We start from the raw sequence: 24424 nt of genomic DNA, 5'->3' as shown, positions 1-24424 counted from the left end.
GCACCAGCATGACATCGCTACCGAACGATCGCTAGAGCGGAATCTGTGACGGGACCCACTACTCTGGTGTGGTCGTGTGACGATCGGAGCGGGGACGGAGTACCAGGGATGTGCGCTGCAAAGGTGGCCGCTACGAGCACGGGTACCGGGCGGCAGGTGATCCTCGATTCCGCGGTCGCCAACATGAACGAACGCGGCTATCACGGCACGTCCATGCGCGATATCGCGCGCGGCGCCGATATCACCGTCGCGTCGATCTACCACCACTTCGCGTCGAAGCAGGAGATCCTGCAGGACATCATGGTGCGCGCACTGCACGACGCCATCGCGATGACCCGCGGCGCGCTGCTGCGTTCGGGCGGCGCCCCCGCCGACCAGTTGCAGGCGCTGATGCGGGCGTGGGTCATGTTCCACACCACCCGGCAGCGGGACGCGATGGTCGGTGCCACCGAGATCCGCAGCCTCGACGACCCGGGGCGCCGACTCGTCGTGGCCCTCCGCGACGAACAGGAGCACCTCTTCCGCGACGTCATCGAGCGTGGTGTCGAGGAGGGCGATTTCGCGACCGAATACCCGCGGGACGCGGTTCGCGGCATCATCAACATGGGGCAGTCTGTGTGCACGTGGTGGCACGCCGACGGTCCCCTGAAACCCGAAGAACTCGCCGAGCGCTACGCCGACCTCGCCCTCGCGATGGTGAAACCGGCCGTCTGATCGCATGAAATTCGCCCGAAGACTCGACGCCCTCCAGCAGCGATATCCGGCGATGGGTTTCCCGATCGCCGTCGCGTACAAATTCCTCGACGATCAGGGCGTGTACCTCGCGGCGTTGATCGCCTACTACGGGTTCATCTCGCTGTTTCCCCTCCTGCTGCTGCTGTCCACGGTGCTCGGGTTCGTGCTGTCCGGGCATCCCGAACTGCAGCAGGACATCATCGACTCGGCGCTCAGCCAGTTCCCCGTCATCGGAGCCGACCTGGCCGACCCGCACCGGATCGGCGGCGGAGTGACCGGCCTGGTGATCGGACTGGTCGGAGCCCTCTACGGCGGCCTCGGCGTGGCGCTGGCCTGCCAGAACGCCATGAACACGGCCTGGTCGGTTCCGCGCAACATGCGCCCCGACCCGATCCGCGGCCGGCTGCGGGGTCTGCTGCTGCTCGGCACCATCGGGCTCGCAATCCTGGGGACGGCCGCGGTCGCCGGGATCGGTGCCGCGACGCACCTGTCCGGGTCGTTCACGGTGCTGCTGACGCTCGCCGCGATCGCGATCAACTCGGTGATCTTCATCCTCGCGTTCCGGCTCGCCACCGCCCGCCCGCTGTCCGTCGCCGACGTGGCCCCCGGGGCCGTTGCGGCGGCCGTGCTGTGGCAGGTGCTGCAGTCGTTCGGTGCGTACTACGTGAGCAAGGTGGTGAGCACCGCGTCCGTGACGAACGGGGTGTTCGCCGTCGTGCTGGGACTGCTGGCGTTCCTCTTCCTCGCCGCCGCGGCCGTCGTGGTGTGCGTGGAGATCAACGTCGTCCGCGTGGACAGGCTGCATCCGCGGGCGCTGCTCGTGCCGTTCACCGACAAGGCGGAACTCGCGGACGGCGACAAGCGGACGTTCACCGACCAGGCGAAGGCGCAACGCGCGGTCCCGCGTCAGGGAATCCACGTCACCTTCGACGAACTTTCTGGGACGATGGACGAGTCCGCACCGACGTCGAAGGAGGAGCCGTGACCGATCCGATCTTCGACAAGTCGGAACAGCTGAAACAGGTTCAGCAGGGGATTCTGCCCGGCGAGACGATCATCGCCGTGTACGACTGCATCGGCGCGGGCACCGGCTTCCTCGCGATCACGAACCTGCGCGTCGTGATCCAGGACAAGAGCTTCGTCGGCAAGCGCACCGCGATCACGTCCATCCCGTACAAGAACATCCGGTCGGTCTCGTTTCTCAGCAACAAGTCGTGGGCCGGCCAGTTCTTCTCGTCCAGCAGCATCGCCGTCGACGTCGCCGACACCACGTACGAGGCCGATTTCCGCGGCATGGACAAGGCCCACCACGTGCACACGGTGATCCTGCAGCACATCACGTGACGTAGGTCGCTCCGGTCCGGTGCACCGGGCCCACGTCTCACCTGCGGGCCCGGTGAGTGGAATCACGCCCGCGCGGATTGTTAATTCGCTTGCGGCCTCACCCATACTGGTACGAGCCGGATTGCCACCATCTCGGCCCGGTTCATCCTCAGGCGAGTCCACTGGACGTGCTCGCCGATCCTACGATCAGCCCGACGGGAGTCTTGCTGCCATGACGCCGCCTGCAGTTCACCTCACCGAACCTGCGGTCACCGCTCGTCCGTCTCTGCGTCCGCGGATTCCGTCACCGAGTCGGCGGGGCGCGATGCTCGCGCTTGCGCTCGGCGGGTTCGGTATCGGCACAACGGAATTCGCGTCCATGGGCCTGTTGCCGGCGATGGCTTCCGCGACGGGGGTGTCGGAGCCGGTGGCCGGGCACTTCGTGTCCGCGTACGCGCTCGGTGTCGTCGTCGGGGCGCCCGTCATCGCGGCACTGGCCGCCCGCGTGGAGCGGCGCACGCTGCTCATCGCGTTGATGGGCACGTTCGTGATCGGCAATCTCGCGACCGCGCTCGCCCCCGGATACGAAACGCTGCTCGCCGCCCGATTCCTCGCCGGGTTGCCGCACGGCGCGTACTTCGGCGTCGCGGCGCTGGTCGCCGCGCACCTCGCGGAACCGGGCAAGCGTGCCAAGGCGGTCGCGACCGTGATGATGGGTCTGTCCGTCGCCAACGTGATCGGGGTGCCCGCGACGGCGTTCTTCGGCCAGATCCTCGGCTGGCGGTCGGCGTTCGCGTTCGTGGTGCTCATCGGAATCGTGACGCTGGTGGCACTGGCGCGTCTCGTCCCGCCGCTGGCCGGGGTGCACGTGAGCAACCCGGTGGCCGAACTCGGGGCGCTGCGCCGGGGACAGGTGTGGATGACGCTGATTTTCGCGACGGTCGGGTTCGGTGGCTCGTTCGCGGTGTACACGTACATCAGTTCGACGCTCACCGACGTGTCCGGGCTGCCGCACTCGATGGTGCCGGTGGCGTTGATGCTGTTCGGTTCGGGGATGATCCTCGGCAACGTCGTGGGTGGGCGCATCGCCGACAACGCGGTGGTCCCCGGGCTGTTCGGGTGCATGATCGCCCTGATCTGCGTCCTCGCCCTGTTCGTCGTCGCCGCACACAACCCGGTGACGGCGCTGATCGTGCTGTTCTTCATCGGCATGGCGGTGACGTCGATCTTCCCGGCCGTCCAATCGCGGCTGATGGACGCGGCGGGTGACGCCAAGACGCTCGCGTCGACGCTGATCCACAGCGCGTTCAACCTCGCCAATGCGGGTGGTGCGTGGATCGGTGGCGTGGTGATCGCCGCCGGATACGGCTACACCGCCCCGGCCGCCGTCGGCACCCTGCTCGGCGTCGCCGGACTGATCGTCCTCACGATCGCCGTCCTCCTCGACCGCCGGCGCCGGCCGGAACCGGTCGCCGGCTGACGGTTCAGGCGTGCACCCCGGCGGCGTAGCGATCTCGTAGCGTGCCCTTGACGAGCTTCCCCGTGGGGGTGCGGGGGAGGTCGTCGCTGAAGACGAGGTTCCGCGGGACCTTGAACCGGGCGAGCCGTCCCCGCACGTGGTCGAGGAGTGCGCCGGCCAGCGCGTCGTCCCCGGTCACCCCCGGAACGGTCTGGACGACGGCCAGCACCGATTCGCCCATCTCCTCGTCCGGGATCCCGATCACCGCGACGTCGAGGACGGCCGGGTGCTCGGTGAGGGTGTTCTCGATCTCCTGCGGATAGATGTTGACGCCGCCGGAGATGATCATGAACGACTTCCGGTCGGTGAGGAACAGATACCCGTCCTCGTCGAGATAGCCGACGTCGCCGGTGGTGGTCCACGTCGGGTGCTGCGGGTGCTGGGCGTCGCGCGTCTTCTCGGGGGCGTTGTGATATTCGAACGGCAGGGTGTCCCGCTCGAAGTACAGGGTGCCGACCTCGCCCGGTGCGAGGTCGGCACCGTCGTCGCCGCAGATGTGGGCGACGCCGAGGGCGGCGCGGCCGACGGTTCCGGGCCTGTGCAGCCATTCCTCCGAGTTCACCAGGGTCATGCCGTTGAGTTCGGTGGACGAGTAGTACTCCGACAGGATCGGACCCCACCAGTCGATCATCTGCCGTTTCACGTCCACCGGACACGGGGCGGCGGCGTGCACGGCGACACGCAGGCTGGACACGTCGTACTTCTCCCGCGTCGGCGCGGGCAGTTTCAGCATGCGGACGAACATCGTGGGCACCCACTGGCTGTAGGTGACGCGGAACTCCTCGATGTACGCGAGCGCCTTCTCGGCGTCGAAGCGGTCCATCACGACGACGGTGCCGCCGAGGGCCTGCACCGACGCGCAGGTGCGGAGCGGCGCGGCGTGGTACAGCGGGGCGGGTGACAGGTAGACAGTGTCGGGCGTGACTCCCCACACCGTCGCGTTCATCCCGGTCATGGTGTCGCCCGGGTCCTGGATCTGCCGTGCGGGCAACTCCGGTTTGATGCCCTTCGGGCGGCCGGTGGTGCCGGAGGAGTACAGCATGTCCGCCCCGCGCGGCTGGTCGGGCAGCGGAACGTCGGACTCCGCGGCCGCGGCCTCGTCGAGGGAGGCGTAGCCGGGAATCGTTCCCCCGAACGCCAGTCGGTGCTCGACACCGGGGGTGAGGGCGGGAAGTTCACCGGCGACCACGTCGAGTGCTGCGTCGACGATCAGCGCCCTGGCACCGCAATCGTCGACGACGTACGCGATCTCCGGTGGCGTGAGATGCCAGTTCACCATGGTGAGGTAGAGCCCGGAACGCATGGCGGCCCAGTAGATGTCGAAGATGGCGGGGGTGTTCGTGGCCAGCACCGCGACGTGATCCCCGCGGCGCAGGCCGAGGGCGTGCAGGTGGCGGGCGATGCGGACCGAGCGGGACTCGAGTTCGGCGAAGGTGACCGTCTGCCCGGTGCCGGCCATGATCACGGCCGGCTTGTCGGGTGTGGTGGCAGCATGAGCGCCGGGATACATGGTTACTCCAATTCGTGGTGGATCTCGAGTGGTGAATCCGCCTCGGCGTCAGCCGAGCTGCTCCTGCGCGACCTTGGACCGGCGTGCCACGCCGGCCACCGAGATCAGTCCGATCACCGCCGCCACGATCACGAAGACGGCGGGGGAGAGGATGTTTCCGGTCTTCTCCACGAGCCAGACAGCGACGAACGGCGCGGTGCCACCGGCGATGACGACACCGAGGTTCCAGCCCATCGCGACACCGGTGAAGCGGACGTCCTTGTCGAACAGCAGCGGCATGAGCGTGTACGAGCCGACCTGGGCTCCGATGGTGTTGACCATGATCAGCAGATAGGCGATCGCGGCGATCCACAGGCTGTGGTGCATGACGGCCATGGCGGGGTAGGTGACGATCGCGAATCCGGCGAAGCTGATCACGGTGAACCGCAACCGTCCGATGCGGTCGGCGAGCATGCCGCCGAGCGGCATCGCGAGTGCGACGACGCCGATGACGGCGGTCGCGATCCAGTAGACCGGGGTGCGTTCGTAGCCGAGGCTCTTCATCAGATGGATGCTCATGTAGGTGAGGCCGATGTATGCGGTTCCGTTGCACGCCACACTGATTCCGACCGACTGCAGGAGGGCGAGCGGCTGACGCCGGAAGACGGCGACGACGGGCGCCTGGGCCGGCCCGGAATCGGCGTCCTCGCCGTGGGTTTCCTCGACCCGGGTGCGGGCCCACAGGCAGAGCAGCGTCAGCGGCAGCGCGAGCAGGAACGGGACCCGCCATCCCCAGCTCTCGAGTTGCACGTCGGTGGTGAACGCCGACACCGTGCCCGCGACCGCAGCGGCCATCGCGAACCCCATCGTGGAGCCGAGCGGGGTGAACGCGCCGTAGGTGGCCTTGAGATGCCGCGGCGCCGATTCGGAGATGAACGTGGCCGAGCCGCCGACCTCGCCGCCGGCCGAGAATCCCTGGACCATCCGCACGAGAACGAGCAGCACCGTGGCCCAGATCCCCGCCTGCGCGTGGGTGGGCAGGAAGCCCATCGCCATGCTGCCGAGGCCCATGCAGACGAGCGTCGCGAGGAGGGCCTTCTTCCGCCCGAACCGGTCACCGATGTGCCCGAACACGATGCCGCCGAGCGGACGCATGAGGTAGGCGGTCCCGAACACGGCGAGCGCGGACAGCAGCGCGGTAGCCGGGTCGCTGCTGGGGAAGAACAGCGGCGCCATCACGATCGCGAGGTAGCCGTACAGGCTGAAGTCGTAGTACTCGATGAGGGTGCCCACGCCGCCTGCGATCGCGGCGCGGCGCGCTCGGACGCGGTCTTCGGCCCGCCATTCGGTGGTGGCAGCAGTCCCGGTCAACTGGTCCGTCATGGGTGTCCTGACCTTTCGAGGCGGATGAGACGTGCATCACTTCCGGGAGATCATGCCAACTGAACGATCGCTTGGCAAGTGCTTCAATTTTCGGGAATCTCAGCTATTAATTGCAGAATATAGGGATATTGACTTTCGACGCCCGTTCGGCTGATGATGGGCACTGGCCGAACGAGCGTTTGGCTGAAGATCGAAGGACTTGAAAGGACGCAGCGGATGACGACGTCCCACGCCGAAGCGGACACCCACGAGGACCGGGAGGATTCGGCAGGCGTCGATCTCACCGCCCTCGCCCACTACCTCGACGGCGCGCTCGACGGCGGCGTGAGCGGCGACCTCGCTGTCTCGCTCATCAGCGGCGGCCGATCGAACCCCACCTACCGCGTCGCCGACGCCGACCGGACGTGGGTCCTGCGGCGGCCTCCGTACGGGCACGTTCTGCCGAGCGCCCACGACATGAAACGCGAGTTCACCGTGATCCGGGGGCTGGCCGGAACCGCCGTCCCGGTGCCCGAAGCGGTGCTGCTGTGCGAGGACGCGGACGTGCTCGGCGCGTCGTTCTACCTCATGGAACTGGTGGACGGCATGCCCGTCGGGACGGTCGAGCAGGCGTCCGCACTCACCCCCGGCGAGCGCCGCCGGCTCGGACTGGACCTGGCCGACACCCTGGCCGCACTCCACGACGTCGACCCGGACGCGGTCGGGCTCGGCTCGTTCGGACGCCCCGACGGCTACCTGGAACGCCAACTCGACCGCTGGTCCCGGCAATGGGAGGCCTCGCGCGCCGTCGATCGCCCCGAGGTGGCCGTGCTGCTCGACAAGCTGCGCCGTGCGCTGCCCACCTCACACTTCCCGGGCATCGTCCACGGCGACGTCAAACTCGACAACGTGCTCGCGTCCCGCGGCGACGCCGGGAAGATCGTCGCCGTCCTGGACTGGGAAATGGCCACCCTCGGCGACACCCTCGCCGACGTCGGGATCATGCTGAGCTTCTGGGACCAGCCCGGAGCGGTCGACAACCCGGTGACCAAGGGCCTCGCCCGACTCGACGGATTCCCCACCCGCGCCGAACTTCTCGACCGCTACGCCACACAGCGCGGCATCGAGATCCCCGACATCGACTGGTACACGGTGTTCGCCGACTTCAAGATCGCCGTCATCCTCGAGGGCATCAACGCCCGGCACGCACAGGGCGACACCGTCGGTGGGGGTTTCGACGACGTCGGCGACATGGTCGGCCCGCTGCTGCAGCGGGCGCTCGACCTCGCCGCGGCGTCGCCCGTGTCCGAGCTTCGCCGCTGACCGCGGCACCACCGAAACAGATTGGAGCCACGGAAGTGGAATTCGAGTACAGCCCGAAAGTCGTGGAACTGCAGGCGAAGCTGACGAAGTTCATGCAGGAGCGGGTGCTGCCCGCCGAGGCGATCGCCGAGGAACAGCTCGCGTCCAAACCGGACCACTGGGGTGCGCCGCCGATCGTGGCCGACCTGAAGGCCGCCGCCAAACGCGAGGGCCTGTGGAACCTCTTCCTCCCCGCCCGCGAGGGCGCGGGCCTGACCAACCTCGAGTACGCGCCGCTCGCCGAACTCACCGGCTGGAGCCCGCTGATCGCCCCCGAGGCGGTCAACTGCAACCCGCCGGACACCGGCAACATGGAACTGCTGCACCTCTACGGCACCGACGAGCAGAAGCAGCAATGGCTCGCCCCGCTGCTCGACGGCGAATTCCGCTCGTGCTTCTCGATGACCGAACCGGACGTCGCGAGCTCGGACGCCAACAACGTCCGCCTCGAGATCGCCGACGACGGCGACAGCTGGGTGCTGACCGGACGCAAGTGGTGGTCCACCGCGGCGCTGCGCGACGACTGCCGGGTGGCGATGGTCATGGGCGTCACCGACCCCGGCGCCCCGATCGGCAACCGGCACAGCATCGTTCTCGTCCCGATGGACACGCCGGGCCTGACCATCGTCCGGTCCACCACCGTGCTCGGTTTCGCCGACCGCCACGAAGGCGGCCACGGCGAGGTCGTCTTCGACAAGGTCCGCGTCCCCAAGGCGAACCTCCTCGGTCCGCGCGGCAAGGGCTTCGCCGTCGCGCAGGCCCGGCTCGGTCCGGGGCGCATCCACCACTGCATGCGACTGATCGGGATGGCCGAACGGGCCATCGCGCTGATGACCGAACGCGCCCGCACCCGCGTCGCGTTCGGCAAGCCCCTCGCGGACGAGGGCGTCGTGCAGGCGACCGTCGCGGACGCCCGGATCCACCTCGACGCCGCCCGGCTGCTGGTGCTGCGGGCCGCCTGGCGGATGGACGTCGAGGGCACCAAGGCGGCCCGCCACGACATCGCCGCCGCCAAGGTGATGGTCCCGCTGACCGTCAAGCGGATCGTCGACGACGCGATGCAGATCTTCGGTGGCGCCGGCCTGTCGCAGGACACGATCCTGCCGGTCCTGTACGCGCAGGCCCGGTTCCTGCAGATCGCCGACGGCCCCGACCAGGTGCACCGCCGCTCGCTCGCCCGCGCCGAGTTCGCCGCCACCCCGGTCCTGAAAGAAGTCCGCGGGTGACCGAGGACAGGACGCGCGCCCGGCAGCAGAGCATCGGCGACATTCCACGTCGTTCCGCGGCGCGTTTCCCGCACAAGCTCGCCGTGGTGCACCGCGACGTCCGGCTCACGTTCGCCGAATTCGACGCCGTGATCGACCGGGTCGCGGCGGCCCTGCACGCCGAGGGGCTGACGCGGGGCGACCGGCTGGCGTTGCTGTCGCACAACTGCTGGCAGTACCCGGTGCTGAACTTCGCGACCGCCCGGCTCGGGGTGGTCCTCGTCCCGATCAACTTCATGCTCACCGGCGGGGAGATCGGGTACATCCTCGACGACTGCGCCGCCGACGCGTTCGTCGTCGAGGACGCGCTGGTGCCCGTCGCCGAGACGGCGCTCACGGAGTCGAAGGGAAGCGTCCGGGTGCGGGCGGCGATCCCGCTGGCCGGGTCGGGGGTTCCGGACGGGTGGGTCTCGATGGCCGGTTGGACGGACGGCGAATTCGCCTCGCCACCCGAGGTGTTCGTGGCGGACGACGACGTCGTCCGCATCATGTACACGTCGGGCACCGAATCACGGCCGAAAGGCGCGATGCTCACCAGCCGGTCCCTGATGTGGCAGTACATCAGTTGCATCGTCACCGGCGGCATGAGCAGCGACGACGTGGAGGTGCACGCACTGCCGCTGTACCACTGTGCCCAGCTCGACAACTTCCTCAGCACCGACATCTATCTCGGCGCGACGAGCATCATCGTCGACGGACCCGACCCCCGGGTGCTGCTGCGCACCATCGAGACCGAGCGGGTGACCAACCTGTTCTGCCCGCCGACGGTGTGGATCTCGCTGCTGCAGTCGCCCGACTTCGAGCACACCGACCTGCGGTCGCTGCGCAAGGGCTACTACGGGGCGTCGCCGCTGCCGCTGGAGATCCTGCGGGAGATGAACCGCCGATTGCCGGGCATCCGGTTGTGGAACTTCTACGGGCAGACGGAGATGGCGTCGCTCGCGACGGCTCTCGGGCCGGAAGATCAAGAGACACGCGGCGGTTCGGCGGGGAAGCCCGCTCTCAACGTGGAGACGCGGATCGTGGACGACCGCAACCTGCCGCTCCCCGCGGGCGAGGTCGGCGAGATCGTGCACCGCAGCCCGCACGCCACCGTCGGCTATCTGGGGCAACCTGAGAAGACCGCGGAAGCGTTCGCGGGCAGCTGGTTTCACTCCGGCGACCTCGGCTACCTCGACGAGGACGGGTACCTGTGGGTGGTCGACCGCAAGAAGGACATGATCAAGACCGGCGGCGAGAACGTCGCCACCCGCGAGGTCGAGGAAACGCTCTACGAACTCGACGGTGTCGGTGAGGCCGCCGTGTTCGCGGTGCCGCACCCCCGGTGGATCGAGGCGGTCGCCGCCGTCGTGGTTCCGTCCGCCGGCGTCGAACTCGACGAGAAAGACGTCGTCGAGCACTGCCGCACCCGGCTCGCCGGCTACAAGGTGCCCAAATACGTGATCGTCGCCGACTCCCTACCGAAGAACCCGAGCGGCAAGATCCTCAAACGCGTCCTCCGAGACACTTTCGGTTCCATTGCCCAAGACTGAGCAGGAGACCCCCATGCCCACCGCCTCGCATGCGGTCCCGCCGAAGCCGCGCGCGGCCCGCGCGTCCTTCGCCGCCGCCATCTCGACGTCGCTCGAGTGGTACGACTTCTTCATCTACGCCACCGCGGCCGCACTCGTCTTCAACACCACTTTCTTCGCGACCGACAGTCAGGTCGTCGCCGCACTCAATTCATTCGCCACCGTGGCGGTCGGGTTCATCGCCCGGCCCATCGGCGGTGTGCTCGCCGGCCACTTCGGCGACAAGGTCGGCCGCAAACCCGTTCTCGTCGCCGCCATCGTGATGATGGCCGTCGCCACCTCACTGATCGGTCTCGTGCCGAACACCCAGCTCGTCTGGCTCGCGCCCACGATTCTCGTGACCCTGCGGATCTGCCAGGGCCTCGCTGTCGGGGCGCAATGGGGCGGCGCCGTCCTCCTCGCCACCGAAAACGCCCCCGCGGGACGTCGCGGGTTCTACGGCAGCTTCGCGCAACTCGGCGTGCCCATCGGCGTCGTCCTCGGAAACGTCGTCTTCCTCGTCATCACAGCGGCATTCGACTCCGAGTCGTTCCTCGCCTGGGCGTGGCGCATCCCGTTCTGGATCAGCCTCGTGATGCTCCCGGTCGCGTTCCTCATCCACCGCTACCTGGAGGAGACACCCGAGTTCCAGGAGCTGTCGAAGAAGCTGGCCGAGGCGCCGGCGGCACGAAAGTCTCCGATCCTGCAGGTGCTGCGCAAGAACCCCGGCACCGTCCTCACCGCCGCCGGAGCGAACGCCATCGGCGTCATCTTCTTCTACACGATGATCACCGGCTCCGTGCAGTTCGCCACCACGTACCTCGGGATCGAACGATCCACCGTCCTCGGGTTCATCCTCGCCGCCTGCGTCCTGATGATTCCGCTGGTCCCGTTGGCCGGATACCTCTCCGACCTCTACGGCCGGAAGCTGATCTTCGGCATCGGCACCGCCGGGATGCTGCTGTGGGGAATTCCGATGTGGCTGATGATCGGACACTCGAGCCAGGGCGAACTGTGGCCGTTCGCGCTGGCCGTCTTCGGCGCCGTGATCGTCATGTCGTTCCAGACCGGAACGCAGGGAACGCTGTTCGCGGAACTGTTCCCGCCCGAGATCCGATTCTCCGGAGCGTCCCTCGGCTATCAGATCTCCGCCATCATCGGTGGCTTCTCCCCGATGGTCATGGTGCTGCTCATCAACGGCGACGCCTCCAACGCGTGGCGGGTCGGGGCCTTCCTCGCCGGCGCCGGAATCGTCGGGCTGCTGTGCCTCGTCGCGATCGTGCGGAAGTACTCGTCGCCGGACGTCCAGCAGTCGGCTGCCCGCCGGTCCACCGTCGCAGCCTGAGGTGACGTGAGTGGCAAAGTGTGGTCGGGCACGCTTTGCCACTCACCTGGGGATCGGAGGCGAACATGGGTACCGGATCCTGGAGGGACGTGCTGTCCCGCTCGCAGATGCACGGCATCCTCGAGGTCCTCGAATCGTGCTGCGACGTCGACGACCCCGCCGACTACAAGCGGACCGTCGTGGAATCCATTGCGACGGTGTTCCGGGTCCGCGACGTCACGTTCTTCTTCGGACCGACATTTGCCGACATCTTCGCCGACCCCGCTCCGCTGCTGACGGGTGCCGCCTCCCCGCTGCTGCACGAGTATCACGCCCGCTGGCGCGACAAGGACATCTTCGCGCTCCCCGAGGCGCGCCGCTCGCTGACCGATACCGGGTTCATTTCCCTGGACCACCTGCATGCGCTGCCCGCGCCGCAACGCTCCTACGTCGAGGACTACCTGCACCCACACGGGATGGGAACGGCGTCGGCGCTGCACCTCCGGCTCGCCGACGGCGAAGCTCTGGTGGGCATGTTCGATCGGGAACGGAGCTGGGATGCGAGTGAGACTCTGGCAGTGCAGTTTCTTGCTCGCCAACTCCGCGCCCAGAGCAGGTCGATACGGCTGGCGGGGGACGACGGAACCGTCGACCAACTGAGCAGCCTGACCCCGCGCCAGATGCAGGTGGCCGAATTGGTGAGCGACGGTTTGAGCAACAACGAGATCGCCGGAGTGCTCTCGCTGTCCGAATTCACCGTCAAGAAGTATGTGAGCCGAATCTTCGAGTCCACCGGTCTGAAGAACCGGGCGTCACTGACCGCGTGCGTACTCCGGCGAAGACCTACGGTGTGAGCGGCGAATAGGCGATGACGGTCAGCCCGTGGGGTGACCGAAGCATCACACGGCACTCGTGATCGCCGACGGTCGGTTCGCCCACATCCCATCCCGCGTCCCGTGCGAGCGTCGCGGCCGCGGTGACGTCGTGCGTCTTCCCCATCAGGCACCAGGGCGGCACGTCCGTCTCGTCGGACAGGCACAGGGTCGTGAACTTCGCCCACGCACGCCCGTCGCTGAACGCAGCGGGGCCGAGGACCTCGGTGAGGTCGTCGAATGCCTCCGCCCAGTGCGGGGTGGAATGCATCACCGACAGCTTCTCGAATACGTGACTCAGCGGGACGCGTTCCATGGTTTCTCCTGACGTGTCAGTGGCGGGTGACGAGATGTGCGTGGGTGAGGTTGTGGCCGAGCCGATCCCGCTTCGATGCGAGATACCGGGTGTTGTGATCGTTCGGCGCGATCTCGAGCGGCGTGGTGCCCGCGACGGTGATGCCGGCCGCGGCAAGCCCGGCGGTCTTGGCCGGGTTGTTGCTGAGCAGATCGATGCGGTCGACGCGCAGGTCGCGGAGAATGGCCGCGGCATCGGCGTAGTCGCGGGCGTCGACGGGCAACCCGAGTTGCAGGTTGGCGTCGACGGTGTCGAGGCCCAACCGGTCCTGGAGTTGGTACGCGGCGATCTTCGCGGCCAGCCCGATGCCGCGGCCTTCGTGCCCCCGCAGGTACAGCAGCACCCCGGCGCCGGCGTCGGCGATACGCTCCAGCGCGGCGGACAGTTGCGGGCCGCAGTCGCAGCGCCGCGATCCGAGGACGTCGCCGGTGAGGCACTCGCTGTGGACGCGGGTCAGCGCGGTGCCGACGGTCGGATCGCCGAACACTATGGCCAGGTGCTCGATCCCGGTGGCCGAGCGGTAGGCGATCGCGGTGAACGCGCCGTGATCGGTGGGGACGACGGCGTCGGCGCAGCGGACGACGCAGGGAATAGGTTCGACCGCAGTCATGCCGGGCTCGCGGGGGTGAGCTGGTGGAACGTGGACGTGTAGAACAGCAGCGGGTCGGGGGTGTCGGTGGCGCCGAGTTCGACGACACGGCCGACGACGAGGTCGTGGTCGCCGACAGCTTGGACGAGGTCGATGTGGCAGTCGACCCAGGCGTGCGCGCCGGTGAGGCGGGGAGAACCGGTGGTGGCGGGGGTCCAGTCGATTCCGTGGAATTTGTCGGTGCCGCTGCGGGCGAAGGCGCGGCCGAGTTCGTGTTGGTCGGCGGCGAGGATGTTGGCGCAGAAGCGGCCGGAGGCGGCGACCTTGGGGAAGGTGGTGGAATGCCGGCCGACGAAGAAGGCGACGAGGGCGGGGTCGAGGGAGACGGAGCTGAAGGAGCCGACGGTCAGTCCGACGGGGTTGCCGGTGTCGTCGAGTGCGGTGACGGCGACGACGCCGGTGCAGAATTTTCCGAGGACGGTGCGGTAGGCGTCCGCGATGTCTTCGGGGGTGGTGGCGGTGATGTGCGGTGAGGTGGGGGTTCGCATCGGTACCTTCTTCGGTGCTGAATGTTCGGAGTCCGCCGGACGGAAGCGGACTCCGAACAAGGTCTATCCGCGGACGGACGGATTCGAGACGAGGATCGACAACTCGTCGAGCGCAGCGCGATAGATCGATTCGATCGCCGTCGCCAACTCCGACTCGACCTCCGCCGAGTCCGCGGCGAACGTCGCGGCCCACTCCACGGTGCAGGACTCCGACGACGTGCCGAGCACGGAGATGGTGGACCGGTAGTGCGTCAACGGCAATGGGCCGTCGATGTACTCGTAGGTGTACCGGCGTTCGCTGTCACTGTGCTCGGCGATCCGCTCACGGGCGGGCTGACCGTCGGCGAAGACGATGTGGCGGATCCCCTGCTCCATCCGGGCGGCCGCGACTGACGGAATCCATTCGGCGATGGTTCCCGGGTCGCCGACGCGGTCCCAGATCGTGTCGGCACCGACGGGGAACTGCTTCTGAATGCTGATCTCGGCCATCGTCCTACACCCGTCCCAGCTCGGCCTCGTACTTCTTCGTCATGTGCGCGACGGCCTTCCTGTGTTCGTCCGCCTGCCCCTCCCGCACCCGGCGGGCACGCTCGTCCGCGTCGAGCAGCGGCTGCGCCTGGCCCTGGAAGAACGGCATGACGTCCTGGGCGAACAGCTCGTACGATCGCGCGGTGGCCTGCGGGTTGGCCCAATCATGACCCTGCAGAAGCAGAGTGCCGAAGCCGCCCGACTGATCGACGAGACGCTGGACCTGTGCGCGGGCCTCCTCCGCGGTGCCGATGACGCCGATGCCGGAGTTGTTGATGAAGTCGATCATCTCGCGCTTGTTCTCGCCCTCGACCGCCATCTGCGGGAACGCGGCAACGTGCTGCAGGTACTTGAACCAGTGTTCGATGCCGTGCTCGACATCGCGGTAGGCCTGCTCCCGCGTTTCGGCGATGTGGAAGGGACCCACCAGCCGCCACTTCGAGCGATCGACGTCCTCGCTCCGGCCCGCGAGCGTCGCGAATTCCTCGAGCATTCCCCAATGATGTTGCAGAGCACTGAATCCGTCGGCGGTCAGTGTCGCGGCGATCGACAGCAGCCCGATTCCGTGGTGGCCGGCCAGTCGCGCTCCCGTCGGGGAGGCGATCGCGGCGACGACCACGTCGAAGAGGGGAGAGGAGTACGGCGCCATCTGAATGCACGCGTCGACGAGCGTATGGGTCCGCGTCTTCGCGCTCACCGTCTCACCCCGCAGCAGGCGCATGATGATGTCGGTGTTCTCCGCGAGCAATTCGCGGGTGTCGATCTGCGACAGACCGAGCATCGCCGCATCGGTCGGCAGGGACCCGGGACCGAGGCCGAACAGGACGCGACCGTGGGTCAGGTGGTCGAGCATCACCATCCGCTCCGCCGCCCACAGCGGATTGTGGTACGACACCGACGTCACCCCCGTTCCCAGCTTGATGCGGCTGGTCCGTTCGCCGGCGGCGGCGATCATGATTTCCGGGGACGCGTAGATTTCGGAGCCCGCCGAATGATGTTCCCCGAACCAGGCCTCGTCGTAGCCCAGCCTCTCGAGCAACTGAACCAACTCCAGGTCGCGCTGCAACAACAGCGTCGGATTCTGACCCGGTGTGTGGATCGGCGCCAGAAACGTTCCGAACTTCAGCCTGCTCATGATCACTCCTGTGTGACGGGGGCAACAGTGAGTGAAACGCTATGGCCGCGAGTACATCGCGTGTAGTCCTCTAAAGGAGACACTTCGCGCCGAGCGCCGGATCAGCGGGACAGCTTGCGCTGCCTCGCATAGGCCAGGCCGACGAGTGCGCGCAGTGCCTGCGGTGCCCGCTTCGCGGTCCGCAGGATGGCCTGGTCGATCATGCTCAGCTTCGGTGTGAGTCGCGGGACGGTCCGGGGCGCGTGGTCGGCGTCGGTGAGGGAGTACAAGGGCCATCGGCCCGGCACGCCCTTGAGTTCGCGTTCACCGACAGCGGCGAACCGCAGTCCCGACCCCACCACGAGGTCGCGCACGGTCCGCGACACCAGCACCTCCCCGGCTCCGGCCGCGGAACCGATGCGCGCGCCGACGTGGACGGTCATCCCGCTGACGTCGGGTCCGTTCCGCTCCACCTGTCCGGTGTGGACGCCGGCCCGCACCTCGAGGCCGAGGGTGCACGCGTCGTCGACGACGCCCCGCGCACACCGGACCGCCGCGACGGGGCCGTCGAAGATGCTGAACGTGCCGTCGCCCGCCACGTTGAGGAGACGTCCGCCCGCGTTCTCCACCGCGTCGCGGACCTGCCGTTCGTGGGTGGCGCGCAGGTCGCGGTAGGCGGCGTCGCCGATCCGGGCGAGCATCTCCGTCGACCCGACGACATCGGTGAACAGCACGGACGCGACGAACTGTCCGGCGTCCGGTGTCGGGTGCCCGCCGGTCGCGACTTGCTCGACGTGATCGATGATCGGCTTCCACGCCTCACCGAGCGACGCGCCGGACGGCGCAGGCGGCAGCAGATGGAAGGTGCCGGGAATATGGGTGGCGACGTACCGGGAGGCCGTCGCGGGGACGGGACTACCGGAGACGAGCACAACCCGGGCCGGGCACTGGATCGACGGCAGAATGTCCGAGTAGTCGAGGCGGAAGATCCACTCCATGTGGGCGCGCGCGACGGCCGGCGCCGCGGAGTTCCGCTCGAGCATCGCCATCAGCCGCCGGTTGAACGGGGAATCCTCGAGGGGATCCCACAGCGGCACGGTCGCGCCCGACCCCCACGACTCCGTGGCCGCGCGCCATGCGGAGACGAACTGGTCCCGCTCGGTGGCCGTCCAGCCGTCCGGATCGTGGTCGCCGCCGATCAGCCGCTCGGCGAACGGCTGGATCAGCACCACCCCGGTGACCCGCTCCGGCGACCGCGCCGCCACGAGTGCCACGGCACCGCTCGCGCTGGCCACACCCACCAGCATTGCCTCACGCATCCCGATCTCGTCCATCACGGCGACGATGTCGTCGGCCTGCTCCTCGAGTGTCGGCAGGTGGTCGACCGGTTCGGACAGTCCCAGCCCCCGCTGCTGGAAATACGCGGTGCGGGCGAACGTGCTGCCGCGTTCCATCAGGTAGTGGATCTGCGGGTCGGTCCACATCAGGTCGAGGTGCATGTTGATCTCGAACAGCCACACGACGTCCAGCGCGCCGCCGCCCACCACCTGATACGCCAGCGCGTGTCCGTCCCGCTGGATGTACTGGACGACCGGTGGGTCCATTTTCCCAGCGTAAACGCATGTGAGCGGCAAAGTGTGCGTCCGGACGCTTTGCCGCTCACCTGGGGAGGGTGCCCAGCTCGCGGGCGCGGGCTATTGCGGAGGTCCGAGACTTGACGCCGAGTTTGCCGAAGATGTGAACGAGATGGGACTTCACGGTCGTCTCGGAGAGAAACAGTTCCTTCCCGACCTCCCGATTGGATCGCCCCGCGGCCACCAACGTCAGCACCTGGATCTCCCGCGGGCTGAGGCTGGTGGCCGGTCGGCGGACGCGTGTCATCAGTTTCGACGCCACGGCCGGGGAGAGCACGCTGTCGCCGGCCGACGCGGCCCGGACGGCGGCGAGGAGTTCGGGCGGGGGAGTGTCCTTCAGGAGATACCCGGCGGCGCCGGCGGCGATCGCGTCGAGGATGTCCGCATCCGTGTCGTAGTTCGTGACGACCAGTACGTGCGGCGGATTCGGCAGGGACCGCAGGTTCCGGGTGGCGTCCACCCCCGACGTGCCGGCGCCGAACCGGAGGTCCATGAGGACGAGGTCGACCGGGGTCGTCGCGCACAACGCCACGGCGGCGTCGGCGGTGGCCGCCTCGCCGACCACCTCGATGTCGTCCTCGTGCTCGAGCAGGGCGCGCAGGCCCGCGCGCACGATCGCGTGGTCGTCGGCGAGCAGCAGTCGGATCATGCGCCGGCCTCGAGCGGGAACGACACCGCGACCGCGGTCAGTCCCGGTTCCGACTCCACCGACATCGACCCGTCGAGCAGCTCGACGCGACGGCGAATCGAATTCAGCCCGAACGCTTTCGACGGTTCACGGTCGAGAAGTGCGACATCGAAGCCGATGCCGTCGTCGACGACGTCCAACCGGACCGCATCCTCGTAGTAGGTGAGAGTGACCGCCATCCGGGACGACTGCGCGTGCCGGACCACGTTCGACACCGCACCCTGCGCGATCCGCACCAACGCGGCCTCGACGGGCATCGGCAACCGCACCGGATCCCCCACGACGACGGCAATGGTGTCGAAGGTGTCGCTCCTCGCCTGCGTGCAGATCCGCGCGAGCGCGTCCGCGAGCGACTGCCCGTCGAGGACGGCGGGTGTGAGATCGCCGATGAGCTGACGGGTTTCGGCGAGGCTGTCGGCGGCGGTCTCCCGCGCCAACCGGATACGGTCCCGGGCGGGGTGGCCGGGGTCCGCGCGTTCCACGGCGTGGAGCAGCATCTGAATGCTCGACAGGTCCTGCGCGACGGTGTCGTGGATCTCGCGTGCGAGCCGCTCACGCTCGGCCAGGGAACCGGCGGCACGTTCCTGCTCGGCGAGTTCGGCTCGGGTCCGGGTCAATTCGTCGATGAGGCGATCGCGTTCGACGGCCTCCCGGTACAACGCCCGGTAGCCGAGGCCGATCGCCACCGCGACGCACGCGCCGATCACCGGACCGACGACACCCGCGACGCTCCAGCCGCGGTGCATTCCGGTGCCTGCCACCGCCACGACGGTCGCGGCTGCGACCGCCAGGACTCCCCATCGTCGCGGCAGCAGATGCAGATACAGGAAGAACAGTCCGAACGCGAGATAGGCGGCGTCGGGGGCGAGGACCATCAGGGCCACCCACAGTGCCGTCAGCGCTGCGAGCCACCACCCCCCGCGCAGACGTCGCGTCGCCCCCGCCGCGTACACCGCGAGAAACGCCACCGACAGCACCACGATCGCCGGCGCGTTCGGCGCGTCCAGTAGGACGGCACGCAAGATCACGACTGCAGTGAGCGCCGCGGTCAGCGCATGCAGCCCGAGTTGGAGTCCCGCGAACACGGGAGTGAGAGGGGAGCGGTGCACCCCGTCCAGCTTATCGACGTGAGCGCACCCGGCATCCATCGAAAGTCGGAACCCGCACCCGACCTTCGACCGCCGAGAATTCCATCCCACGTGCGATGGAACCGTGCCGTGCCGGGGGCACGGTGAGTTCGGAGGCCGTGAGCGCCGCCCCGGCCCACATCGACTGCGGCGCCGGTCGTGATCTGGAGAGGACCATCTGTGTTCGTCGCATCGAGAGACCTGCGTGCCGCGCGTGGTCGCTTCGCGCTGATATCCGTCGTCGTGGTGCTGATTGCGCTGCTCGTCACGTTTCTCAGCGGTCTCACGGCCGGATTGCGCCACCAGAACGTGTCCGTCGTGGAACGTATCGACGCCCAGTCGGTGGTCTTCGCGGCCTCCGACGACGGTCCGTCGTTCGACGAGTCCGCGCTGACGTCCGAGCAGGTGGCCGTCTGGCGGCGGAGTGCCGACTCGGTGCACCCGATCGGGGTGGGACGAGGCTCGGCGTCGGCAGCTGGAGGTGCGACGAAGGGGGTGGCGCTCGTCGGCGCGGACGGCGGTGTGGGCGACCGCGCACCGTCCGCGCCGGGAACCGTGATCGTCGGGGACGGCGCGGCGCGGTCGCTCGGGGTATCCGCCGGCGACACGGTGACGATCGCCGGCCAGGCGTTCACCGTCACCGCGGTCCGCGGCGACGACTGGTACGGCCACAGCCCGGCCGTGTGGATGACGCTCGCCGACTGGCAGCACGCGAACCCGCGCGGGGGCGCGGCGACGGTGCTCGCGGTGTCTGGCGGGGACGACGCCACGAACTCCCTCGCGGGGACGACCTCCCGAACCGTGGCCGACTCCTTCTCCGCCGTCGGCTCCTACACCTCCGAGAACGGGTCGCTGACGTTGATGACGGTGATGCTGTTCGCGATCTCCGCGCTGGTCATCGGCGCGTTCTTCACGGTCTGGACACTCCAGCGCACCCCCGACGTCGCGACGCTGAAGGCGCTCGGAGCGTCCACCGGGTCGCTCGTGCGGGACGCGCTCGGGCAGGCGCTCGTCGTTCTGCTCGCCGGCGTGGGTGCCGGTGTCGGGATGGCGGCCGTCGCCGGGGCGATGATCGGCGACGCGGTGCCGTTCGTGCTGGACATCTCCACCACTCTCCTGCCCGCCACCGCACTCGTCGGGCTCGGCCTCCTCGGCGCCGCCTTCGCGCTCCGCTTCCTCTTCACCACCGACCCCCTCACCGCACTCGGGAGCACACGATGACCACACCCGCCCTCACGCTCGACGACGTCACCCTCACCTACCCGGACGGCGCCGGACGCGTCACCGCCCTCGACTCCGTGTCGCTGACCCTCGGCCGGGGTGAGATCGCCGCGATCACCGGTCCGTCCGGTTCCGGAAAGTCGACGCTCCTCGCGGTGGCGTCGACACTGATCCGGCCCGACTCTGGCTCCGTCCGGTTGGGCGACACCGAACTCACCGCGCTCAGCCGGCGCGAGGCGTCCACGCTGCGCCGCGACCGGATCGGCATCGTGTTCCAGCAGTCCAACCTGGTGTCGTCGCTGACGGCCCTCGAACAACTCGAGGCGATGGCGCATCTCGGGCAGCGGTGGTTCGTGCCGCGGCGGGCGGGGCGCGCGAAGGCTCGCGATCTGCTCGACGCCGTCGGCCTCGCAGATCACGCCGGAAAACGGCCGGCGCAGTTGTCGGGTGGGCAGCGGCAGCGGGTCAACCTCGCCCGGGCGCTGATGAACGATCCGTCGCTGCTGGTCGTCGACGAGCCGACCAGCGCGCTCGACCAGGAACGGGGCGCCGCGATCATGGATCTGATCCTCGGTGTCGTGCGAGAACGCGAGGTCGCGACGCTGCTGGTGACACACGACCGCACGCACCTGTGCAGAATGGATGCAGTCCACCGCGTGGTCGACGGCTCACTCACCTGTGAGTACTTGTTAACCACGGGCGGTTAACAAGTACTCACAGGTGTGAACAATATGTTTCTTTCAAAGTCAAGGGTTGACGTTTCTCATGTGCGTGAGATTACATCTTAGCGGTAAGCCTTTGAGGGCTTAAGTAAATGCCTCGACCCGACCCTGAGGATGCTCATGACGACGGTATCGCCCGCCATGGCTGCCACAGCTGAGATGATCAGCGCCCGACTCGAACGCCTGCCGATGAGCAGGTGGCACATCAAGGCCCGCGTCATCGTCGGCGCCGTCACGTTCTTCGACGGCTTCGACCAGTTGATGATCGCGTACTCGCTCCCCGTCCTCATTCCCAAGTGGGGCCTGACCCCCGGCGACATCGCCTGGGTAATCGCCATCGGCGGCATCGGCATGCTCGTCGGCGCGCTCGCCGGCGGCTGGTTCGCCGACCGCGTCGGCCGGCTCAACGTCATCATCTTCTCGCTCGCGCTCTATGCGGTAATGAGCCTGGGCATGGCGTTCACCGACTCCCTGGAGCTCTTCCTCATCTTCCGATTCGTGCAGGGCATCGGCCTCGGCGCCGAGGTCCCGGTGGCGGCGAGCTACATCGGCGAGATCACCAAAGCCCACAAGCGTGGACGATTCGTGCTGCTCTACGAGGTGATCTTCCCCGTCGGACTCGTGATGTCGGCGATCGTGTCGGCGTGGGTGGTCCCGAACTACGGCTACAAGATCCTCTTCGCGCTCGGTGCGCTGCCCGTCCTGCTGCTGCCGATGTTGTGGAAGCTTCCCGAGTCGCCGCGCTGGCTCGCGTCCCGCGGCCGCCACGAAGACGCGCACAACGCCATGACCCGCATCGAGAACGAGATCACCGAGAAGTACGGCAAGACGCTCCCGGCTCCGCAGCCGTTGCCTTCCGTCACCGTCGACGTGCGCCGCGGAACCTTCGCGGAGGCGTTCCGGGGCGTCTACCTGCGCCGCACGCTGATGCTCGCCGCGATCTGGGGCTGCGCCTACTTCGTCAACTACGGCATCGCGTCCTGGCTGCCGACGCTCTACCGGTCCGCATTCAATGTCAGCGTCGACACCGCCCTGCACTACAGCATCGTCACCAGCGTCGCCGGTCTGCTCGGCTGCATCCTCGTCGCGTTCCTCATCGACAACCTCGGACGCCGCATCTGCATCACCGCGTCGATGGTCCTGTGCTCGTCGCTGCTCTTCCTGCTCGCCGCCACCGGCGCCGACACCGCGACGAAGGTCCTGTTCTGGTCGGCCGGATCCGCCCTGTTCGTCTTCGCCGTCAACATGGCGCTCTACGTCTACACCGCAGAGCTGTACCCCACCCGGATGCGCGCCATCGGCTGCGCGATCGGCGGAGCGAGCGGACGCCTCGGCATCATCGTCGGCCCCCTCGCCGTCGGCGCCATCCTGGACGGGGGCGGCACGCTCACCGTCGTCTTCGGAATGTTCTCCGCGGTCGCGCTGATCGGTGCCCTCGTGGTCGGCTTCTTCGCCGTCGAAACCCGCGAAAAGACCCTCGAGGAGATCTCCCAGTGACCATCCTCGACACCGCACCACAGACACTGCCGTTCGTCCCGGTCGCCGACCGGATCCTCGTCGCCGGGCAGTGGCGGCAGGCGAGCGGCCCCGCCTTCGCGGTCACGGACCCATCGAACGGCGACACCCTCCAGGTGATCCACCAGGCCACCGCCGACGACGCCGACGAGGCGGTTCGGAAGGGCCGCGCCGCCGCCGACGACCCGGCGTGGCGCGCGCTGCTCCCGCACCAGCGGGCCAAGTACCTGCACCGCATCGCCGACGCCATCGAGGCGAACACGTCCCGGCTGGCACTGCTGCAGAGCTACAACACCGGCAAGACGGTCGCCGAGACCACGGCACTCGTCGGCAGCGCGGCGGGCACGTTCCGCTACTTCGCCGCCGTCCTCGAAACCGCCGACGACGACCTCACCGCCCCGCGCGGCAACTTCCTCACGATGAGCGTTCTCGAACCCATCGGCGTGGTCGGCGCCATCGCGCCGTGGAACTCGCCGGTGGCCAGCGACGCGCAGAAGATCGCCCCCGCCCTGGCGGCCGGCAACGCCGTCGTCCTCAAACCCGCCGAGTGGACGCCGCTGGTGTCCCTCGAACTGGCGCGGCTGATCGACCAAACACAACTGCCTGCCGGGCTGCTGTCGGTGCTCCCCGGCAAGGGCTCGGTGGTCGGCGACGCCATCGTCACCCACCCCGGCGTCGGGAAGGTGACGTTCACCGGCGGCACCAACACCGGACGCTCCATCGCGCACGCGGCAGCCGACAAACTGATGCCCGTGTCGCTGGAACTCGGCGGCAAGTCGCCGACGATCGTCCTCGACGACGCCGACCTCGACGCCGCCGTCAACGGCGTGATGTACGGAATCTTCTCGTCCACCGGGCAGAGCTGCATCGCCGGATCCCGCCTGTTCGTCGACCGCCGCATCTACGAAAAGTTCGTCGAGAAACTGGTGGCCAAGACGACCCGGCTCCGCCTCGGACCCGGCCGCGACCCCGACACCCAGGTCGGGCCGATGGTCCACCGCAAGCACCGCGACAGCGTCGCCGCCTACGTGGACCTCGCTCGCGAAGAAGGCGGCCGAGTGCTGTGCGGCGGGGCGATCCCCGACGACGAGCGACTGCGCGACGGCGCGTACTACCTGCCGACGATCATCGACGGGCTGCCCAACAATTCGCGCACCTGTCAGGAGGAGATCTTCGGACCCGTCCTGGTGGTCCTGCCGTTCGACGGCGAAGCGGACCTCGTTGCGCAGGCCAATGATTCGGTGTTCGGCCTGGCATCCGGAATCTGGACCGGCGACTACCGCCGCGCCTGGAAACTCGCCCGCCGACTCCAGGCCGGCACCGTGTGGATCAACACCTACAAGCAGTTCAGCATCTCCACGCCGTTCGGCGGCGTCAAGGAAAGCGGACTCGGGGTGGAGAAGGGGCGCAGTGGCATCGCCGCCTACTCGAGGCAGAAGAGCATCTACTGGGGCCTCGACGAGGAACCCAACCCCTGGGCAAATTGAGCGACCCGCTCGTGGGCAAATTGATGTAGTAGGTCGTCCGGAAAGAAATTCCCGCCACCTCTGTACGACCTATTACTTTAGCGCTAAGATATTGA

At 68.1% G+C, this 24424-nt stretch carries 22 protein-coding genes and 1 pseudogene; 13 read left to right on the top strand and 10 right to left on the bottom strand.

Annotated elements, in window-relative coordinates:
* Nucleotides 1-108 precede the first annotated feature (108 nt).
* From BLV94_RS25755 to BLV94_RS25740, 4 genes are all read left to right on the top strand, one after another.
* Nucleotides 109-714 (top strand): TetR/AcrR family transcriptional regulator, encoded by a 606-nt coding sequence (locus BLV94_RS25755; protein ID WP_072949220.1) that lies wholly within the window; start codon nucleotides 109-111, stop codon nucleotides 712-714.
* 4 nt (nucleotides 715-718) lie between these two features.
* Complete coding sequence (locus BLV94_RS25750; RefSeq protein WP_072949219.1) at nucleotides 719-1720, top strand: YihY/virulence factor BrkB family protein; 1002 nt, start codon at nucleotides 719-721, stop codon at nucleotides 1718-1720.
* Nucleotides 1717-2079, top strand: coding sequence for a PH domain-containing protein (locus BLV94_RS25745; protein ID WP_072949217.1), 363 nt, complete (start codon nucleotides 1717-1719; stop codon nucleotides 2077-2079). The genes BLV94_RS25750 and BLV94_RS25745 overlap by 4 nt, the downstream gene beginning before the upstream one ends.
* Nucleotides 2080-2290: 211 nt before the next feature.
* Entirely contained in the window at nucleotides 2291-3538 is a 1248-nt protein-coding gene (locus BLV94_RS25740; protein WP_072949215.1) for an MFS transporter, read from the top strand.
* Between the two features lie 4 nt (nucleotides 3539-3542).
* On the opposite strand, the gene BLV94_RS25735 is transcribed toward BLV94_RS25740, so the two are convergent.
* Together BLV94_RS25735 and BLV94_RS25730 are read right to left on the bottom strand one after the other, a co-directional pair.
* The gene (locus BLV94_RS25735; protein ID WP_072949214.1) at nucleotides 3543-5087 is read right to left on the bottom strand and encodes an acyl-CoA synthetase; all 1545 of its coding nucleotides are present in this window, start codon (nucleotides 5085-5087) and stop codon (nucleotides 3543-3545) included.
* A gap of 48 nt (nucleotides 5088-5135) precedes the next feature.
* Complete coding sequence (locus BLV94_RS25730) at nucleotides 5136-6449, bottom strand: MFS transporter (protein WP_072949212.1); 1314 nt, start codon at nucleotides 6447-6449, stop codon at nucleotides 5136-5138.
* A 216-nt stretch (nucleotides 6450-6665) separates the two neighbouring features.
* Here BLV94_RS25730 and BLV94_RS25725 point away from each other — a divergent pair, with 216 nt between their 5' ends.
* The 5 genes from BLV94_RS25725 (at nucleotide 6666) to BLV94_RS25705 (ending at nucleotide 12783) form a co-directional block, all read left to right on the top strand.
* Nucleotides 6666-7751 (top strand): phosphotransferase family protein, encoded by a 1086-nt coding sequence (locus tag BLV94_RS25725; protein WP_072949210.1) that lies wholly within the window; start codon nucleotides 6666-6668, stop codon nucleotides 7749-7751.
* Nucleotides 7752-7786: 35 nt separating this feature from the next.
* Nucleotides 7787-9016: an acyl-CoA dehydrogenase family protein gene (locus tag BLV94_RS25720; protein ID WP_072949208.1), complete on the top strand. Its 1230-nt coding sequence runs from the start codon at nucleotides 7787-7789 to the stop codon at nucleotides 9014-9016.
* Nucleotides 9013-10587 (top strand): acyl-CoA synthetase, encoded by a 1575-nt coding sequence (locus BLV94_RS25715; protein ID WP_072949206.1) that lies wholly within the window; start codon nucleotides 9013-9015, stop codon nucleotides 10585-10587. Before BLV94_RS25720 ends, BLV94_RS25715 begins: the two co-directional genes overlap by 4 nt.
* Before the next feature lie 13 nt (nucleotides 10588-10600).
* The gene (locus tag BLV94_RS25710) at nucleotides 10601-11950 is read left to right on the top strand and encodes an MFS transporter (RefSeq protein ID WP_072949204.1); all 1350 of its coding nucleotides are present in this window, start codon (nucleotides 10601-10603) and stop codon (nucleotides 11948-11950) included.
* Between the two features lie 65 nt (nucleotides 11951-12015).
* Nucleotides 12016-12783, top strand: a complete 768-nt coding sequence (locus BLV94_RS25705; RefSeq protein WP_072949202.1) for a helix-turn-helix transcriptional regulator — start codon at nucleotides 12016-12018, stop codon at nucleotides 12781-12783.
* Here the strand turns inward: BLV94_RS25705 and BLV94_RS25700 are convergent.
* The 8 genes and pseudogenes from BLV94_RS25700 to BLV94_RS25665 form a co-directional block, all read right to left on the bottom strand.
* The gene (locus tag BLV94_RS25700) at nucleotides 12773-13117 is read right to left on the bottom strand and encodes a hypothetical protein (RefSeq protein WP_072949200.1); all 345 of its coding nucleotides are present in this window, start codon (nucleotides 13115-13117) and stop codon (nucleotides 12773-12775) included. The two genes, BLV94_RS25705 and BLV94_RS25700, sit on opposite strands and share 11 nt — an antisense overlap.
* A 16-nt stretch (nucleotides 13118-13133) precedes the next feature.
* Nucleotides 13134-13739: pseudogene (locus tag BLV94_RS25695) on the bottom strand (GTP cyclohydrolase II); the annotation flags it as partial.
* Between the two features lie 23 nt (nucleotides 13740-13762).
* Complete coding sequence (locus BLV94_RS25690; RefSeq protein WP_072949196.1) at nucleotides 13763-14293, bottom strand: flavin reductase family protein; 531 nt, start codon at nucleotides 14291-14293, stop codon at nucleotides 13763-13765.
* Nucleotides 14294-14356: 63 nt separating this feature from the next.
* Entirely contained in the window at nucleotides 14357-14782 is a 426-nt protein-coding gene (locus BLV94_RS25685) for an SRPBCC family protein (RefSeq protein WP_072949194.1), read from the bottom strand.
* A 4-nt stretch (nucleotides 14783-14786) separates the two neighbouring features.
* Entirely contained in the window at nucleotides 14787-15956 is a 1170-nt protein-coding gene (locus BLV94_RS25680; RefSeq protein WP_072949192.1) for an LLM class flavin-dependent oxidoreductase, read from the bottom strand.
* A 101-nt stretch (nucleotides 15957-16057) separates the two neighbouring features.
* On the bottom strand, nucleotides 16058-17539 hold the full coding sequence (locus BLV94_RS25675; RefSeq protein WP_072949190.1) for an adenylate/guanylate cyclase domain-containing protein: 1482 nt from the start codon (nucleotides 17537-17539) through the stop codon (nucleotides 16058-16060).
* 55 nt (nucleotides 17540-17594) lie between these two features.
* The gene (locus BLV94_RS25670) at nucleotides 17595-18218 is read right to left on the bottom strand and encodes a response regulator (protein WP_074933809.1); all 624 of its coding nucleotides are present in this window, start codon (nucleotides 18216-18218) and stop codon (nucleotides 17595-17597) included.
* Nucleotides 18215-19405 carry a sensor histidine kinase gene (locus BLV94_RS25665; RefSeq protein WP_072949184.1) on the bottom strand — a complete coding sequence of 397 codons (1191 nt, stop codon included), beginning with the start codon at nucleotides 19403-19405 and terminating at the stop codon, nucleotides 18215-18217. Before BLV94_RS25665 ends, BLV94_RS25670 begins: the two co-directional genes overlap by 4 nt.
* A gap of 159 nt (nucleotides 19406-19564) precedes the next feature.
* Here BLV94_RS25665 and BLV94_RS25660 point away from each other — a divergent pair, with 159 nt between their 5' ends.
* The 4 genes from BLV94_RS25660 (at nucleotide 19565) to BLV94_RS25645 (ending at nucleotide 24329) form a co-directional block, all read left to right on the top strand.
* The gene (locus tag BLV94_RS25660) at nucleotides 19565-20605 is read left to right on the top strand and encodes an ABC transporter permease (protein WP_072949182.1); all 1041 of its coding nucleotides are present in this window, start codon (nucleotides 19565-19567) and stop codon (nucleotides 20603-20605) included.
* Nucleotides 20602-21312: an ABC transporter ATP-binding protein gene (locus BLV94_RS25655; RefSeq protein WP_072949180.1), complete on the top strand. Its 711-nt coding sequence runs from the start codon at nucleotides 20602-20604 to the stop codon at nucleotides 21310-21312. The genes BLV94_RS25660 and BLV94_RS25655 overlap by 4 nt, the downstream gene beginning before the upstream one ends.
* 129 nt (nucleotides 21313-21441) lie before the next feature.
* Nucleotides 21442-22824, top strand: a complete 1383-nt coding sequence (locus tag BLV94_RS25650; RefSeq protein WP_072949179.1) for an MFS transporter — start codon at nucleotides 21442-21444, stop codon at nucleotides 22822-22824.
* A complete protein-coding gene (locus BLV94_RS25645) occupies nucleotides 22821-24329 on the top strand; it encodes an aldehyde dehydrogenase (protein WP_072949177.1) in 1509 nt (502 codons plus the stop codon). Before BLV94_RS25650 ends, BLV94_RS25645 begins: the two co-directional genes overlap by 4 nt.
* Nucleotides 24330-24424: the final 95 nt, after the last annotated feature.

The organism is Rhodococcus koreensis, from assembly GCF_900105905.1.
GTDB lineage: Bacteria > Actinomycetota > Actinomycetes > Mycobacteriales > Mycobacteriaceae > Rhodococcus_F > Rhodococcus_F koreensis.
This window is presented reverse-complemented; position numbering and strand designations above follow the sequence as displayed.